Raw genomic sequence first — 17,047 nt, 5'->3', positions numbered from 1 at the left:
CAGGGAGATTACTCCGGGGACCCGTTCCCACCCGACGACGTCCGCCCGTCCTGCCCGTCCAGCAGCAGCCGGTAGAACCGGAAGAGGCCGAAGTCGTCGACGGGCAGCACCTCGACGCCGGCGAAGCCCGCCTCGAGCGCGTACCGGCGGAGCGTGGCGGGCCGCATGACGGTGCCCGTCGCGGCGGAGGGCCACGACGACAGGCTGTCCGGCAGGCACACGAACAGGCTGTAGCCGTACATGATCCGGTCGACGTCGTCGGCCGGCGCCCGGAACTCCTCGGCGACCGCCTCGTCCATCACCACGACGACGCCGTCGGGCCGCACCGACTCCCGGACCGCCTCCAGCACGGCGACCGGTCGCGGCATGTCGTGCAGGCACTCGAAGGCGAACGCCGCGTCGAACGGCTCGGCGGTGCGCAGCTCCGCGGCGTCGGACAGGTGGAAGGTGACGCGTTCCTCGAGCCCGCGCTGGGCCGCGGCGACCCGGGCCGCCTCCACGGACGGCCGGTCGAGGTCCACCCCGTGCAGCTCCGCCGTCGGGAACGCGCGCGCGAGCGCGAGCGTCGACCAGCCGAACCCGCACCCCACGTCGACGACACGGGCCCCGGGACGGCTCAGCACCTCGCGCACCGGCTCGACGGCCGTCAGGGCGGAGGCGAGGCGGTGCTCGAACCAGGGGCGGTTGACGTCGGCCTGCGCGCGCCGGGCGTCGTCCCCGAGCTGGTCCCACGACACCCCGCCGCCGGTGCGGTACGACCGCAGCAGGTGCGGGAGCTGGGGCCCCACGGCGCCGACGAACCGCGCCAGCGGCGCGAGGTAGGACAGCGACTCGGGGTCGGCCAGCACCTCGGCGTGCGCCTCCGGGAGCTCGAAGGTGCGGTCCGCGGACCGGGTCCCGTCGGACGACCCGGCGGGCTCGTGGGCCACGAGGATCCCCGTGGCCGCCTGCTGCTCCAGCCACTCGCGGGCGTAACGCTCGGACGTGCCGGTGGCGGCGGCCAGCTCCGCGGACGTCTGGGGTCCCGACGCGTCGAGCGCGCGGTACCAGCCGAGCGAGTCCCCGACGTACACCGCCAGGGTGTCGATCGCGCCCAGCGTCGCGCCGAACAGCCGGTCGGCGAACTCCTCCACGGCCGTCGTCTCGGCGGGCGTGGCGTCGGGTGTGGCGGTGGTCGTGGTGGTGGTCGTCCCGGTGGACCGGGTCACGTCCGACATGGCGACGCCTCCGTCCCGGGGCCCGCGCGCCGCACGGGCCGCCTCGGGGCGCCGGTCGGCCGCGGCGCCTCCCACTCGACGGTAACCGTGGGGTTCGGCCCCCGTCGATGCCTCGGGCGGGTGACTCTTCGGTCGTCCGGTCGGTCGTCCGGTCGGTCGTCCGGTCGGTCGTCCGGCTCAGCGGCGGCGGCGCCCGCGACCGTCGTCCGGCTCCCCGCGGCGGCGCTCGTCGAAGCCCGCCTCGGCGGGGCGGCGGGCCCGCTGCAGGTACCGGATCTCGCGCACCGCGACCCCGGCGGCGATGAAGAACGGGATCCACGCCCAGACCTTGCCGCGCAGCACGACCCACAGCATCGCGAGCGCGACGACGCACGCCCCGACCACGGTCCACACGCTCGCCCACCGCACCTTGCGCACGGGCCGAGGCTACCGCTGCGCCCTCCCGCGGAACACGTGCCCCCGGCATGGGTAGGGTGGCGGTCGTGACTTCCGGGACCACCACCGCGCCTGAGACCACCACCGCCCCCCGCACGACCGTCCCCGTCGTGGACGTGTACGTCGACCCGCTGTGTCCGTTCGCGTGGATCACGTCGCGCTGGGCGCTCGAGGTCGCGGAGCACCGGGACGTGGAGCTCACGTTCCGCCTGATGAGCCTGTACCTGCTGAACAAGGACCGGGACATCCCGGCGGACTACCGGGCGAGGATCGAGGCCTCGCGCGGCATCGGTCGCGTCGCCGCGGCGGTGCAGACGGAGCACGGCCCGGAGGCGTTCAGCGCCTTCTACACCGCGGCCGGCACGCGCATCCACCCCGGCGGCCGCCGGGACGACCTCGACGCCGTCGCCGCTGAGGCCCTGGCCGAGGCCGGCCTGCCCGCGTCGCTCGCCGACGCCGCGTCGTCGGACGCCTACGACGCCGTCCTCGCCGTGTCGCACGAGGAGGGCATGAAGCCGGTGGGCGAGGACGTCGGCACGCCGACGATCCACGTCGACGGCGTGGCGTTCTTCGGCCCGGTCCTCACGCGCATCCCGCGCGGCGAGGACGCGCTGCGGATCTTCGACGGCGCCGTCGCGCTCGCGTCGTTCCCGGACTTCTTCGAGCTCAAGCGGTCGCGCACCAGCTCGCCGACGTTCGACTGACCTCCCCGCTCCACCCCCACCACCTCCCCGCACCACCTCCCCGCACCACCTCCCCGCATCACCGAGAGGCGAACCGTGACCCTCGACCTGCGTGTCTTCACCGAGCCCCAGCAGGGTGCGTCGTACGACGACCTGCTCGCCGTCGCGAAGGCGACCGAGACGCTCGGCTTCAGCGCGTTCTTCCGCTCCGACCACTACCTGACGATGGGCGGCGACGGACTGCCGGGCCCCACCGACGCGTGGACGACGCTCGCCGGCCTGGCCCGCGACACCTCCACCGTGCGCCTCGGCACCCTCGTCACGTCGGCCACGTTCCGCCACCCCGGCGTGCTGGCGATCCAGGTGGCGCAGGTGGACCAGATGTCCGGCGGCCGCGTGGAGATCGGCCTCGGCGCCGGCTGGTTCGCGCGCGAGCACGAGGCGTACGGCATCCCGTTCCCGGCGAAGCGGTTCGGGCTCCTGGAGGAGCAGCTGGAGATCCTCACCGGCCTGTGGGGCACGCCCGTGGGTGGCTCGTACTCGTTCGACGGCGAGCACTACACGCTCGTCGACTCGCCGGCGCTGCCCAAGCCCGCCCAGGCGAAGATCCCGGTCATCGTGGGCGGCGGCGGTCCGACGCGGACGCCGGCGCTCGCCGCCCGGTTCGGCGACGAGTACAACCAGGCGTTCCCCGAGCTGGACACGGTCGCGCCGCGCATCGGCGTCATCAACGAGGCGCTGGCGGCGGCGGGCCGCACGCCGGACTCGATCGTGCAGTCCGTCGCCCTGGTGCTCGCGGTCGGCAAGGACGAGGCGGAGTTCACGCGGCGCGCGGCGGCGATCGGCCGCGAGCCGGCCGAGCTGCGCGAGCACGGCGTCGCCGGCACCGTCTCCGAGGCCGTCGACCTGCTCGGTTCCCTGCGCGACCAGGGGATCCAGCGCGTGTACCTGCAGGCGCTCGACCTGCACGACCTCGACCACCTGGACCTGGTGGCGCGCGAGGTTGCGACGCAGCTCTGAGACCCGGCTCGAGCCTGTGACCTGCGGCGACAGTCGGCCAGGGCGACGGTCTCGCCAGCTGGACTCACCCCCGCCGAACCCGTGACAAGGGGGCGCGCCGGGGTTAGGTTCGCGACAGACGACGAGGTGGCCCGCTCTCCGGAGCGGGTCACCTCGACTCGTTCAGGGCCCACGTCGCGCCCGCTGCAGGCCAGCAGGACCGTCACGACGCAGCCGTCGCACGGACGACGCCGTCCACGTTCCCCGCCGCACGACCGCGCCCGCCCGGAGGACACGCCATGTCCGTCTCCGAGTTCGACCGTCTCGTCGTCACCCCGCGCCGCACCGAGCACGTCCGGTCCCGCCCGCACGGCCCGCTCCCCGCGGAGCCGCCGCGCCCCACCGCTCCGCCGAGGGACGAGAACGCCGCCTCGCGGTCGCCGTCGCTCGCCCTGATCATGCTGCTCGCGACGCTGGGCGTCGTGGCCTACGCCGTCTTCCTGCTCAACCCCGCGAACCGCGGGGACGCCCTGCCGTACGCCATGGTGATCACGGCGGAGACCGTTCTCGTCGTGCAGGCGCTCCTCGCGATGTGGACCGTGCTCTCCAGCGGCTACGACCCGCGCGGGTTCTCGTTCCACCACGCGCAGGACCGCCTGTTCGACCTGCCCGAGATCGTGCGGGACGAGGCCGAGGACGACCCCACGCGCTGGAGCCTGTACCTGCACGACAGACCCGTGACCGTCGACGTCTTCGTCACGACGTACGGCGAGAGCCTCGACACCGTCGCGCGCACGGTGCGCGCCGCCGTCGCCCTGCGCGGCCGGCATCGCACCTGGGTGCTCGACGACGGCCGCTCCGACGACGTGCGCGACCTCGCCGCCACGCTCGGCGCCCGCTACGTGCGCCGACTGTCGAGCCACGGGGCCAAGGCCGGCAACGTCAACCACGCGCTGACGATCGCCAAGGGCGACTACTTCGTCATCCTCGACGCCGACTTCGTGGCCAGGCCGGAGCTCCTGGTCGAGACGGTCCCGTTCTTCGTCTCCGACGACGTCGCCTTCGTGCAGACCCCGCAGACCTACGGGAACCTCGACAACCTCATCTCGCGCGGCGCCGGCTACATGCAGGCGGTGTTCTACCGCTTCGTTCAGCCCGGCCGGAATCGTTTCAACGCGGCGTTCTGCGTCGGCACCAACGTGGTCTTCCGCCGGGCGGCGGTCGACGACATCGGCGGCATGTACACCGACTCCAAGTCGGAGGACGTCTGGACGTCGCTGCTGCTGCACGAGCGCGGCTGGCGCACGGTCTACATCCCGACCGTCCTCGCGGTGGGCGACACCCCCGAGACCGTCGAGGCGTACACCAAGCAGCAGCTGCGCTGGGCCACCGGCGGCTTCGAGATCATGCTCCAGCGCAACCCGCTGAGCCCGCGGCGCCGGCTCACCCTCGACCAGCGCCTCCAGTACACGGTCACGGCCACGCACTACCTGTCGGGGATCGCGCCCCTCGTGCTGCTGCTGGTGCCCCCGCTGCAGATCTACCTGGACCTCACGCCGATGGACCTCGCGATCTCGCCGGGCACCTGGTTGCTGTACTACCTGGGCTTCTACGGCATGCAGATCGCGATCGCGTTCTTCACGCTCGGGTCGTTCCGGTGGGAGGTGCTGATGCTCGCGTCCGTGTCGTTCCCGATCTACACCAAGGCCCTGTGGAACGCCCTGACGGGCAAGGAGCAGGCCTGGCACGTCACGGGCCGCGCCGGTCGCGCCGACTCGCCGTTCACCTTCATGCTGCCGCAGGTGCTGTGCTTCGCGTTCCTGCTGCTGACGTCCGCCGTCGGCGTCTGGACGGAGTGGGGCGGCGACCCGCTGCCCAGCCTGGCGCTGGCCTGGAACCTCACCAACACGTTCATCCTCGGCGCGTTCGTCGTGACCGCGTTGCGCGAGTCGCACCGCGCGCGCGCCGCCGCCCCGTCCGCCGGAGGTGCCGCATGACCTGGACCACCCGCCTGCGCCTGGTGGGAGGGCTGCTCGGCGTGGTGCTCCTGTGCGCCGCGCTCACCCTGGTCATGAACCGTCGCGAGTCGCAGGCCACGTCGTCGGCCGCGACCATCTCCGCGGAGACGTTCGACGTCGGCACCGACTACGCCGGGACGGTCACCGAGGCGCTCGTCGCGGAGGGCGACGAGGTGCGCGCCGGCGACCCTCTGCTGGTCGTGCGCAGCCTCACGCTGCAGCACGACCTCGCCGTCGGCCTCGTCAGCCGGGACGGCGGCGCCTACGAGGTGACCGAGGACGGCGAGATGACCGTCGTCGCGCCCGCCGACGGCGTCGTCACCGACCTCGCCGTGGCCCAGGGGGCGTTCGCGCAGTCCGGGGAGGTGCTGGCCACCGTCGAGCGCCAGGGCTCGCTGTTCGTCGACGCGAGGCTGGTGCTCGACCCGGCCGACTTCGCCCGCGTCCGCGACGGCGCCACGGTCACCGTGGTGCTGCCCAACCAGGCCGAGGTCAGCGGCGTCGTCGACTCGGTGGCCGTGCAGAACACGAAGAACCAGGCGGAGGCGACCGTGACGGTCTCCAGCGCCGGTCTGGTGCGCGGCGCGGAGCACGGGCTCGTCGTGCCCGGCACCCCGGTCACCGCGGTGATCGACCTGCACGACGACGGCCCGCTCGCCGGGGTGGACGCCTCGTTCAGCCAGTTCCTGCGCAGGGTGGGCCTGTGACGGCGCCCGGGCGGGGCCGCTCCGGGGCGGGGACGAGGCGCGTGGCGGCAGCGGCGGGCGGCGTGCTCGCGGCGGCCCTGGCGCTGGCCGGGTGCGGCATCCTCGGCGGCCCGGCGCCCGGCGGGGAGGGCGCGGAGGCGGTCGAGGCCCCGGCGCCGGAGGAGAGCCTCGCGGCGCCCGACGTCGACGTGTCGCTGCTGCCCGAGGAGCAGGTCGCCCCGGCACCCCGGATGCGCCTGGCCGACGGCCTCGCGCCACCCACCAACCGGTGGTTCTCCAGCCTGGCGCTCGGCGACGCGCCGCAGCCCGTGTTCCCGATGCCGCTCGCGGTCGCGCTCACCGGGGGCGGGTTCGCCTACGGGCTGCCGCAGGTCCAGGTGACCGAGACCTCGATCCTCGGACCGTTCGACCCGCAGGTCGGCGCGGACGTCGGCGCCGCGTCGGCGGTGGTGTCGGCGTACGACGTCGCGTCCGTGACGGTGGAGCTGCGCGACGGCGCCGGTGCGGCTCTCGGGCACCTGCAGGTCGTGGAGGGGTCTCCCGTGCTGCGGTACACGGCGGCGACCGACCACGACGTCGCGATGACCGCGGCGTTCACCGTGGCCGACGGTCGTGCGGCGACGGAGGTCCTCGACCGCGAGCACGTCCTCGTGGGTCCCGGCGGCGCCGACGACCCCGGCGCCAGGCTCTCGGGCGACGGGCGCGTCCTCTCGCTCGCCGCGGGCGAGTCGGTCGCGTGGTTCCCGGTGCCGGACGGGGCCTCGGGGGCCGCGGTGGACACGCTGGTCGAGGCGGCCTCGCGGCCCGTGACCGAGGTGAGCGCCGCGTACGGCGCGGGGGACGACGGCGTGAGCACCGCGCTGACGTACGCGACCGCGGACGGCGGGCCGACGGCGGTCGTCCGCATGCCGCACCAGGCGGACTCCGCGGGGGCCACCTGCGACCTGGGCACGTACGCGACCGTGCACGGCACGGTCGACGTGTGCACGGCGTCGACCCTCGGGTGGTCGAGCCCGGCGGTCGAGCCGGGCGGGCGGCTCGACCTGTCGGTCCTGGACGACGACGCGCGCGCCGAGCTCGCCGACCAGGTGCGCGCCGACGCGGCCGCCGTCGAGGCGGGGACGCTCGAGTCGCCGTCCGACACGTACTTCGGGGGCAAGGCCCTGGCCCGGGACGCCAACCTGCTCGCCCTGGCCGACGGGCTCGGCCTCGAGGACGCGGCCGCCGCGCTGCGGTCGGGCCTCGCGGAACGACTGCGGGAGTGGGCCGAGCCCGACGGCTGCGAGCGCCGCGCCGAGCGCTGCTTCGTGCACGACCCCGTGCTCGCGACGGTGGTCGGGAAGGTGCCCGGCTTCGGCTCGGAGGAGGCCAACGACCACCACTTCCACTACGGGTACTTCCTGTACGCGGCGGGCGTGGTGGCCGCCGACGACCCGGCGCTCGCCGCCGACCTCGCGCCGGTCCTGGACCTGCTCGCCGCGGACGTCGCGTCGGGCACGGGGGTCGGCGGCATGCCCCCGCTGCGGGTGTTCGACGTCTACGCCGGGCACTCGTGGGCGTCCGGGTACGCGCCGTTCGCCGACGGCAACAACCAGGAGTCGGTGTCCGAGGCCGTCTCGGCCTGGAACGGGCTGGCCCTGTGGGCGCAGGCGACGGGCGACTCGGAGCTCGAGGATCAGGCGCGGTGGATGCTCGGCGCGGAGGCCGCCTCGGCGCGCGCCTACTGGACCGACTTCGACCGCGACGACCCTGCCCTGGAGGGCTTCGGTCACCAGGTGACGTCGCTCGTGTGGGGCGGCAAGCGGGACTGGGCCACGTGGTTCAGCGCCGAGCCGAGCGCGATGCTCGGGATCCTCGTGCTGCCGGCGCAGCCGGTCGCGCCCTCTCTCGCCGGGGGCCCGGCCCGCATCCGGGCCAACCTCGACGAGGCGCTCGCGGGGCCGCGGGACGACCCCGCGTCGTGGGACGTGATGTTCGGCGACCAGCTCCTGATGTACGCCGCGCTGGCCGGTCCCGACGACGCGGCCGCGGCGCTCGCCGTCGCCCGTGACCTGCCCGACGAGCGCATCGACGACGGGAGCACCCGCGCATACCTCCTGGCCTGGCTCCTGACGCACGCGTCCCGACCGCCGAGGTAGTCCGAACCTCCGCGAGGTAGTTCGAACCCCCGCGAGGTAGTTCGAACCTCCGCGAGGTAGTCCGAACCTCCGCGAGGTAGTTCGAACCTCCGCGAGGTAGTCCTGGCCGCGACGTCCTCGAGGTCTCGAACTACCTCGGCGAGTTCTGAACTACCTCGGCGCGATCGCGACCACCTCGGGGGGTCTCGACTACCTCGGCGCGATCGTGACCTCAACGTTGCAGACGCCTGTTGACGGGTGAAGTCCCGAGCCCTACGGTGAATCCATTCAACGCGGGGAATCGCTTTCCCGTACCGGGTCGACGACGCCGCCGTCCCGGAGGCTGACCGGGCCGACGACGTGTCCGGACATCGACGGAGATGGGACCGGGCCATGGCGCACGAGGGCACACGCGCGGACGCCGCGACCGTTGCGCGCACCGTGGCCCCCGCCGACGGCGGCGCCCGGCTCGATCGGTGGTTCGGCTGGGTCGACACGCTCGCGTTCCTGGGCCTGCTCAACCTCCTCGTGCTCGCGGGCACCCTGGCCGGGGGAGCGGTGCTCGGCGTCGCGCCCGCGCTGGCGGCGGCGACCGTCGTCAGCCGCACGCGGCTGCGGGGCGACACCCAGCGCGCCGTGCGCGTCTTCGTCCGCACCTGGGTCTCCGGCTTCGGCCGCGCCAACCTCCTCGCGGCGCCGGGCCTGCTGGCCCTCGCGCTCACCGGCACGAGCCTGCTCCTGCTCGACGACGCGCCCACGGTGCTGCGCGTCGCGCTCGCCGTCGTCGCCGGCCTCGGCGTGGTCCACCTGCTGCTCTCCCTGACGATGGACGCCCACTACGACCTGCGCCGCGGCGACGTGCCGCGCCTGGCCTGGGCGTTCCTGCTGCGCGCCCCCGGGGCGCCCCTCCTGCTCGCGGCGACGACGGCGCTGGTCGGGGTCGTCACCGCGTTCGTGCCCGGACTCCTGCCCGTCGTCTCGATCGGCGCGTGGGCGTACCTGTGCACGGCCCTCTGCCTGTCCTTCTACGCCGCCAACGACCGCCGCCTCGGCGACCCGGCGGCGACCCTCCCCCTCGACGAGTGAACGACGACGTGCACTCCGACGAAAGGAACAGCATGCGCACACGACGGCTGGCCCCCCTGGCCCTTCTCGCGGTCGGGAGCCTCGCGCTCTCGGCCTGCGGCAGCGGCGGCTCCGGCGACGGCGGCGACGGTGGTGGCGGTGAGGCGCTCGACTCGCTGTCCATCATGGCGCCGTACTTCTCGACGACGCCGCCGGAGGACGACGACCCGGTGGGCGCGAAGCTCTCCGAGCTGGCGGGCCTGGACCTCGACATGCAGTGGGTGCCCAACGCGGAGTACGGCGACCGCACCAACGTGGTGCTGGCCGGCGACGAGATCCCCGACGTCATGGTGATCCAGCAGAAGAGCCAGGGCTTCGTGCAGACGGCCGAGGCCGGCGGCTTCTGGGACCTCACCGAGCACCTGGCCTCGGGCGACTACCCGAACCTCGTCACGGAGAACCCGGACGTCCAGGAGGCGTCGAGCGTCAACGGCAAGGTCTACGGCGTGTACCGGGCCCGCGACGTCGTGCGCACGTCCATCACGATCCGCAAGGACTGGCTGAAGAACCTCGGCCTCGAGGAGCCCACGAACACCGACGAGCTCATGGCGCTCGCCAAGGCGTTCACCGAGGACGACCCCGACGGCAACGGCAAGGACGACACCTACGGGATGATCATCCCCGCCTGGGGCGCGTCGATCGGCACGGGCAGCCCGTACGACGCGATCGAGACCTGGTTCGGCGCGGGCAACGTCTGGAAGGAGGACGGCGGCCAGCTCGTCCCGTCGTTCACCACCCCGGAGTGGAAGCAGGCGCTGGAGTACGAGAAGCAGCTCATCGAGAACGGCTACGTCAACAAGGACTACGCCACGCGGGACGGCTCCACGCAGTGGAACGAGCCGTTCGTCAACGGCAAGGGCGGCATCATCATCGACGTCCAGTCGCGCGCCTCCCAGCTCGCGGGCCTGTTCAAGGAGGCGGACCCGAAGACGTACGACCAGTTCGTCGCGCTCCAGGGCAACATCGCCGGCCCGAACGGCGACTTCGCGCTCCCGACGCCCGGCTACAGCGGCTTCCTCGCGGTCCCGAAGGCGTCGGTGCAGACGGAGGACCAGCTCGAGCAGGTGCTCACCGCGCTGGACAAGCTGGCCGCCAAGGACGCGCAGATCCTCGAGAACAACGGCATCGAGGGCGACAACTTCACGGTCGACGGCGAGTTCGCCGTCTTCGACACGTCGAAGCAGGACTACACGGACCTCGTCTCGGGCTCGTGGGCGCAGATCGGCACGAACATCGCCGGCTACGAGGCGTACAAGGCCAAGCCCGAGACGGAGTTCGACGCCGAGCTCGAGCAGGAGCGCATCGACCTGCAGGCCAAGGACCTCGAGAGGGCCGTCTTCAACCCGGGGGCGGCGCTCGTCTCCGAGACCTACATGACCAACGGCGTGCAGCTCGACCAGGTCATCGCCGACGCCCGCATCCAGTACATCAGCGGGCAGATCGACGAGGCGGGCCTCGACGCCGCGATCGCGCAGTGGAAGTCCAGCGGCGGCGACGCCGTGACCGCCGAGATGAACGAGCTCTACGGCCAGCTCGGCTGATCCCCTCCCGGCGCGGGGCCGGCCCGTCGGCCCGCCCCTGCGGGCCCTGCGGCCCGGCCCCGCGCCCCGTCCGAGAAGGAGGCTGCGATGACCGCCGTCGTCGACGTCGAGCAGGCCGGCACCCCCGTGCCCGCCGCCCCTCCCGCGCCCCGCCGGCCGCACCGCGGCTGGGCGCGGGTGGTGCGCTACCGGTGGCTGCTGGTGATGCTGCTGCCGGGCATCCTGTACTTCCTGCTGTTCCGCATCTGGCCGATGTGGGGCGCGCAGATCGCGTTCAAGAACTACGTGCCGTTCCTGGGGATCCAGGGCTCCGAGTGGGTGGGCTGGCACCACTTCCAGGAGTTCTTCTCCAACCCCGACTTCCCGCGGCTGCTGGGCAACACGCTGATCCTGGCGGCGCTGAGCCTGTTCGTCGCGTTCCCGCTGACCATCGTGCTGGCGCTGCTGCTCAACGAGGTGCGGCTGTCGGTGCTCAAGCGCACGGTGCAGACGCTGGTCTACATCCCGCACTTCCTGTCCTGGACCGTGGTCGTGTCGCTGACCGCGCTGCTGTTCGCGATCGGCACCGGGCCGCTGTCGTCCTTCCTGGACGGCCTGACGGGCACCGAGACGAACTACCTCGCCGACCCGGACTGGTTCCGGCCGCTGATCCTGCTGCAGACCGTCTGGAAGTCCACCGGCTGGGGCACGATCATCTTCCTCGCCGCCCTGGCCAGCGTGGACCAGGAGCAGTACGAGGCCGCCGTCATCGACGGCGCGGGCCGCTGGCAGCGCACCTGGCACATCACCCTGCCCGCGATCCGCCCGACGATCATCGTCATGCTCATCCTGCAGACCGGGGAGATCCTCAACACCGGCTTCGAGCAGATCTACCTGATGTCCAACGCGCTCAACCGCACCGTCGCGGACGTGTTCGACACGTACGTGTACTTCACCGGCATCCAGCAGGGCGCGTACTCCTACTCCACCGCGGTGGGCCTGTCGAAGGCGATCGTCGGGCTGGTGCTGATCTTCGGCACCAACTGGCTCGCCAAGCGCTTCAACCAGCAGGGGATCTTCTGATGGCCACGACCGAGACCGTTGTCCCCGCGCCCGCGCCCGTGCCGACGCCCCGCGCCCGGCGGGCCTCGAAGCCGTCCACCCAGCACCAGCGGTTCAACACCCGCGCGGGGCGGGCGTTCGACGTCGTCAACGTGGTGCTGCTCGTCGCCGTCGGGCTGCTCGCGCTGCTGCCGTTCCTGTACGTGCTCGCGGGCTCGTTCGCGACCGAGCTCGAGATCACCACGCGCCCGTTCTTCCTGTGGCCGCGCGAGTTCACGACCGGCTCCTACGCCTCGATCCTGTCCTCGGACGCGTTCGTGCGCGCCTTCGTCACCACCGTGCTCGTCACGCTGGTCGGCACGCTCGTCCAGCTCGCCCTGACGGCGCTGATGGCCTACCCGCTGTCGAAGGTCGACCTGCCCGGGCGGCGCACCATCATGACCGTCGTCGTGTTCACGATGGTGTTCTCCGCGGGCATGATCCCCACGTTCCTCGTGGTCAAGGAGCTCGGCCTGCTCGACTCCTACTGGGCGCTGATCCTGCCCGCGGCGATCAACCCCTTCAGCCTCATCATCATCAAGAACTTCTTCCAGCAGCTGCCGCAGGAGCTGGAGGAGTCCGCCAAGATCGACGGCGCGCACGAGCTGCAGATCCTGCGGCACGTGGTGGTGCCGCTGTCCAAGCCGGTGCTCGCGACGTTCGCCCTGTTCTACGCGGTGGGGATCTGGAACGACTACATGTCCCCGCTGCTGTACCTGAACGACCAGGACATGTGGACCCTGCAGATGTTCCTGCGGCAGGTGACGGCCTCGGCGTCGATGTCCGCGCAGGACATGGGCACCGAGCTGCCCCCGCCCGCGCAGGGCATCAAGTTCGCGGTGGTCATCGTGGCCACCATCCCCGTGCTGCTGGCCTACCCGTTCCTCCAGAAGCACTTCGCCAAGGGAATGCTCATCGGGAGCGTGAAGGGCTGACATGACCATCCACCTCGCGGGCGACTCGACCGTCGCCCCCACCGACCACGGCCGCACCTCCGGGTACGCCGCGATCCCCCTGCTGGGCTGGGGCGACGAGCTCGCCCCGTTCACCGGCGACGTCGTCCGCAACCACGCGATCGGCGGCGCCACCACGGCGTCGTTCCGCGCCGAGGGGCGCTGGGACGCGCTGCTCGCCGAGCTGCGCCCCGGCGACACGGTGGTGATCCAGTTCGGCCACAACGACCAGAAGCAGCCGGACGAGCTCGCCGCCGAGGGCGGATACACCGACCGGCTCGCGCAGTTCGTGGCGGAGGCGCGCGCGAACGGGGGGCGGCCGGTGCTGGCCACGAGCGTCGAGCGCCGCCTCTACGACGGCGACGGCCCCGACGCGCCGCTGCGCTGGTCGCACGGGCCCTACCCGGCGGCGGTGCGGACGCTCGGGCACGAGCTCGACGTGCCGGTGCTCGACCTCACGGCGTTCACGCGCTGGCTGTACGGGTGGCTGGGTCGCGACGCCTCGGCCGCGCTGTTCCCGCACGGCGCGGCCGATGCGGACGCGCTTCCCGTCGACGACGCGCTGAGCAAGGACAACACCCACTTCACGACGGCGGGGGCGCGCGCCGTCGCCCGCTACGTGGGCGAGGCGCTGGCGTCGCTCGACGGCGTGCACGACGCCGAGGAGCCGCTCGGGGCGTGGGTGATGCAGCCGTGACGGCGCCCGTCGCCGGCTCGCACGTCACGGTGGCGGGGACCTACCGGAACGCCCTGGCCGACCCCGCCGACCTCGCCGGGTGGGTGGCGGAGGGCCCGGTCGGCGTCGAGCACGGCGACGACGGCCTGGTGCTGCGCAGCACGGCCGACGAGGCCGCGCTGGTGGCCGACGGCCGCGGGGACCACGCGCACGTCACCTACTGGTGCCCGGAGGTCTTCGCGGCGGACGTCGAGATCTCCTGGGACTTCCGCCCGTTGGCCGGCGACGGCCTGGCGATGCTGTTCTTCGCCGCCACGGGCACCGACGGCCGCGACCTCTTCGACCCGTCGCTGGCCGAGCGCACCGGGTTCTACCCGCAGTACCACTCGGGCGACGTGTCGACGCTCCACGTGAGCTACCTGCGCCGCAAGTGGGCGTCCGAGAAGCGGTTCCGCACCTGCAACCTGCGCAAGAGCCCCGGCTTCCGCCTCGTCGCGCAGGGGGCCGACCCGCTGCCGGGCCCCGACGACGCCGACGGCCCCTACCGGGTGCGCGTGACCAAGCGCGGCGCCGACGTCGCCTTCGCGATCGACGACCTCACCCTCTTCACGTTCCACGACGACGCGCCGCTGGGCGCCGGCCGGATCGGCTTCCGGCAGATGGCCCCGCTCGTCGCCCACTACCGCAACCTCGAGGTGACCCCGCTGTCATGACCACCGCTACCGCCGTCCACACCGCCGACCCCGCCGACGCCCCGCGGGCGGTCGGCGTCCCGCTGCGCTGGCTCGACGACGTCGCGCCGGACCTCACGGTCGGGGGCGTCACCTGCGGCGTCCCGTTCCGCCCGGGCGCGGTGCGCGACGCCGCGGCGCTCGCCGTCGTCGACGCCTGGGACCGCACCGTCCCGGCGCAGACGTGGCCGCTCGCGACGTGGCCCGACGGCAGCGTGAAGTGGTCCGGTGTCGCGCTCGGCGCGGCGACGCCGCCCAGCGCGTCGTACCGCGTGGTCGCCGCCGACCCGAGGGACGCCCAGGGCGGCACCGGGCCCGCCGTCACGGTGACGGAGCACGCCGACGAGGTCGTCGTGGACACCGGCGCGTGCACGGTGGTCGTGGGGCGTTCCGGGCCGGACGTCGTGCGGTCCGTGCGGGTACGGGGCGCGGAGGTGGCCCGCGCGGGGCGGCTGGTGTCCAGCCGCCAGGACCGGCCGGAGCCCGACCACCGGGCGCGGCGCGAGTCGGTGGGCGTGGTGCGCGACGTCGTCGTGGAGCAGGCCGGCCCGGTGCGCGCCGTCGTGCGGGTGACGGGCGCGCACCGCGACGTCGACCGCGCCCACGAGGACGGCGCGCCCGCCTGGCTGCCGTTCACGCTGCGGCTGGTGCTCGCGGCCGGGGCGCCGACGTTCCGGCTGGTGCACTCGTTCGTGTGGGACGGCGACCCCGAGCGCGACTTCCTGTCGTCCCTCGGCCTGCGCTTCGACGTCCCGCTGCGTGCCGCGCCCTACGACCGGCACGTGCGCCTCGCGGGGGCGGACGGCGGGCTGGTGCGCGAGGCGGTGCAGGGGATCACCGGGCTGCGTCGTGACCCGGGCGAGGAGGTGCGTGCCGCGCAGGTCGCGGGCCGCGCCACCCCGCCGCCGGAGGAGTGGGACGAGAGCGTCTCCGGGCGCCTGCGGTGGGTGCCGACCTGGGAGGCCTGGTCGCTGCGCCAGCTCTCCGCCCACGGCTTCACGGTGCACAAGCGCACCGCCACCGACCGGCCGTGGATCGACGTCGCGCAGGGCACGCGGTCCGAGGGCCTGGGCTACCTGGGGGACACCGGCGGCGGCCTGGCCGTGGGGCTCACCGGGTTCTGGCAGTCGCACCCCACCGGGATCGACGTCGAGCGCGCGACCTCCGACGTCGGCTCCCTCACGACCTGGCTCTGGTCGCCCGACGCCGCGCCGATGGACCTGCGCTTCTACCACGACGGCCTCGGCCAGGACACGTACGACGACCAGCTCGACGCCCTCGAGATCACCTACGAGGACTACGAGCCGGGGTTCGGGAACGCGCACGGCATCGGCCGCACGCACGAGCTCACCGTCACCGCGTTCGCCTCCACGCCCGACGCCGACGCGCTGGCCCGTCTCGCCGCGGGCACCGCGGCCCGGCCCCAGCTCGTGCCCGCCCCCGAGGCGCTGCACGCCGCGCGCGTGCTCGGCGACTGGGACCTCGTCGACCGGGGCACCCCCGAGCGGGCGGCGCTGGAGGACCGGCTCGCCACGATGCTCGACTTCTACGTCGGACAGGTGGACCAGCGGTCCTGGTACGGGTTCTGGAGCTACGGCGACGTCATGCACGCCTACGACCCCGACCGGCACGTGTGGCGCTACGACGTGGGCGGCTACGCCTGGGACAACTCCGAGCTGTCGCCGGACCTGTGGCTGTGGACGTCGTTCCTGCGCACGGGCAGGGCCGACGTCTTCCGGCTCGCCGAGCGCATGACCCGCCACACGGGGGACGTGGACGTCTACCACGCGGGCCCCTGGCAGGGGCTGGGCAGCCGGCACAACGTGCAGCACTGGGGGTGCAGCGCCAAGCAGGTGCGCATCTCGACGCCGGCCTACCGGCGGCCGCACTACTTCCTCACGGGTGACGAGCACACGCGCGACCTGATGCTCGAGCTGCGCGACTCCGACCGGAACTTCCTCGGGCTCGACCCGACGCGCAAGGTGCGGCCCGACGCCGCGACCTACCGTCCGCGGCCGGAGGCGCTCGCCGTCGGGCTCGGCACGGACTGGAGCGCCCTGGCCGCCACCTGGCTCGCGGACTGGGAGACCACGGGGAACGAGCGGTCGCGCGACCGGCTGGTCGGCACCATGACCGACATCGGCGCGCTGAGGCACGGCTTCTTCACCGGCGAGGCGCTGTACGACCTGGGCACCGGCCGGTTCGCCACCGACCGCGACCGGGTGACCGTGTCGCACCTGTCCGCCGTCTTCGGGCTCGTGGAGATCTGCTCGGAGCTCGTGTCGCTGGTCGACGCGGGCCTCGTCGACGCGCCGGGCTTCAAGGAGGCATGGCTGCAGTACTGCCGCCTGTACCTCGCGACGCCGGCGGAGCAGGAGGCCGAGCTCGGCGTCGCGCCGTCGGGCACGAACCTCGAGCAGGCGCACTCGCGCCTCGCCGCGTACGCCGCGGCGCGGCTCGGTGACGACGCCCTGGCCGACGTCGCGTGGCGGGCCTACTTCCGGGGCGGGGAGTTCATGGGGGAGGAGGCCTTCCACCCCGTACCTGTGCTGCCGCCCGAGACCCTGGTGCGGATCGACGAGGCACGGACGCTGTCCACGAACGACGCCGCCCAGTGCAGCCTCGCCACGATCCAGAACCTCGCGCTCGTCGGCCACCGCCTCCTGCCGAGGTAGCTCCGGTCCTGTCGAGGTAGCTCCGGTCCCGCCGAGGTAGTTCGTGACACGGTGTCACGAACTACCTCGGCAGGAGGTGAACTACCTCGG

At 73.3% G+C, this 17,047-nt stretch carries 14 protein-coding genes; 12 read left to right on the top strand and 2 right to left on the bottom strand.

The annotated features are described in order from the left end of the window. Positions 1-8: 8 nt before the first annotated feature. Complete coding sequence (locus tag ACFQ8Y_RS08290) at positions 9-1,217, bottom strand: class I SAM-dependent methyltransferase (protein ID WP_430585163.1); 1,209 nt, start codon at positions 1,215-1,217, stop codon at positions 9-11. A gap of 177 nt (positions 1,218-1,394) precedes the next feature. Next, positions 1,395-1,634, bottom strand: a complete 240-nt coding sequence (locus tag ACFQ8Y_RS08285; protein WP_430564527.1) for a hypothetical protein — start codon at positions 1,632-1,634, stop codon at positions 1,395-1,397. 65 nt (positions 1,635-1,699) lie between these two features. On the opposite strand from ACFQ8Y_RS08285, the gene ACFQ8Y_RS08280 reads away from it, so the two are divergent. The 12 genes from ACFQ8Y_RS08280 to ACFQ8Y_RS08225 all read left to right on the top strand — a co-directional run bounded on the left by ACFQ8Y_RS08280 (position 1,700) and on the right by ACFQ8Y_RS08225 (position 16,957). Next, complete coding sequence (locus ACFQ8Y_RS08280; RefSeq protein ID WP_430585162.1) at positions 1,700-2,356, top strand: disulfide bond formation protein DsbA; 657 nt, start codon at positions 1,700-1,702, stop codon at positions 2,354-2,356. A 75-nt stretch (positions 2,357-2,431) separates the two neighbouring features. After that, a complete protein-coding gene (locus ACFQ8Y_RS08275; protein ID WP_430551342.1) occupies positions 2,432-3,355 on the top strand; it encodes an LLM class F420-dependent oxidoreductase in 924 nt (307 codons plus the stop codon). Positions 3,356-3,633: 278 nt separating this feature from the next. Beyond that, positions 3,634-5,331 (top strand): glycosyltransferase, encoded by a 1,698-nt coding sequence (locus tag ACFQ8Y_RS08270; protein ID WP_430564529.1) that lies wholly within the window; start codon positions 3,634-3,636, stop codon positions 5,329-5,331. Then, positions 5,328-6,059, top strand: a complete 732-nt coding sequence (locus ACFQ8Y_RS08265) for an HlyD family efflux transporter periplasmic adaptor subunit (protein ID WP_430585161.1) — start codon at positions 5,328-5,330, stop codon at positions 6,057-6,059. Before ACFQ8Y_RS08270 ends, ACFQ8Y_RS08265 begins: the two co-directional genes overlap by 4 nt. Before the next feature lie 41 nt (positions 6,060-6,100). Further along, positions 6,101-8,197, top strand: coding sequence for a glycosyl hydrolase (locus ACFQ8Y_RS08260; RefSeq protein WP_430585160.1), 2,097 nt, complete (start codon positions 6,101-6,103; stop codon positions 8,195-8,197). 372 nt (positions 8,198-8,569) lie between these two features. Further along, a complete protein-coding gene (locus ACFQ8Y_RS08255) occupies positions 8,570-9,262 on the top strand; it encodes a DUF624 domain-containing protein (RefSeq protein WP_430585159.1) in 693 nt (230 codons plus the stop codon). 32 nt (positions 9,263-9,294) lie between these two features. Then, a complete protein-coding gene (locus tag ACFQ8Y_RS08250) occupies positions 9,295-10,842 on the top strand; it encodes an extracellular solute-binding protein (protein ID WP_430585158.1) in 1,548 nt (515 codons plus the stop codon). A gap of 87 nt (positions 10,843-10,929) precedes the next feature. Continuing rightward, a complete protein-coding gene (locus ACFQ8Y_RS08245; protein WP_430551336.1) occupies positions 10,930-11,904 on the top strand; it encodes an ABC transporter permease in 975 nt (324 codons plus the stop codon). Further along, positions 11,904-12,857, top strand: coding sequence for a carbohydrate ABC transporter permease (locus ACFQ8Y_RS08240; protein WP_430551335.1), 954 nt, complete (start codon positions 11,904-11,906; stop codon positions 12,855-12,857). Before ACFQ8Y_RS08245 ends, ACFQ8Y_RS08240 begins: the two co-directional genes overlap by 1 nt. 1 nt (position 12,858) lies before the next feature. Beyond that, positions 12,859-13,572: a rhamnogalacturonan acetylesterase gene (locus ACFQ8Y_RS08235; RefSeq protein ID WP_430551334.1), complete on the top strand. Its 714-nt coding sequence runs from the start codon at positions 12,859-12,861 to the stop codon at positions 13,570-13,572. Next, positions 13,554-14,264, top strand: coding sequence for a DUF1961 family protein (locus tag ACFQ8Y_RS08230; RefSeq protein WP_430551333.1), 711 nt, complete (start codon positions 13,554-13,556; stop codon positions 14,262-14,264). Before ACFQ8Y_RS08235 ends, ACFQ8Y_RS08230 begins: the two co-directional genes overlap by 19 nt. After that, positions 14,261-16,957, top strand: a complete 2,697-nt coding sequence (locus ACFQ8Y_RS08225; protein ID WP_430585157.1) for a Tat pathway signal sequence domain protein — start codon at positions 14,261-14,263, stop codon at positions 16,955-16,957. Before ACFQ8Y_RS08230 ends, ACFQ8Y_RS08225 begins: the two co-directional genes overlap by 4 nt. The last annotated feature ends 90 nt before the right edge of the window (positions 16,958-17,047 follow it).

It is taken from the genome of Isoptericola sp. NPDC056605 (assembly GCF_042792795.1).
Taxonomy (GTDB): Bacteria; Actinomycetota; Actinomycetes; order Actinomycetales; family Cellulomonadaceae; genus Isoptericola.
Note: the sequence above shows the minus strand (reverse complement) of the source record. Positions and strands in the feature narration are given on the sequence as shown.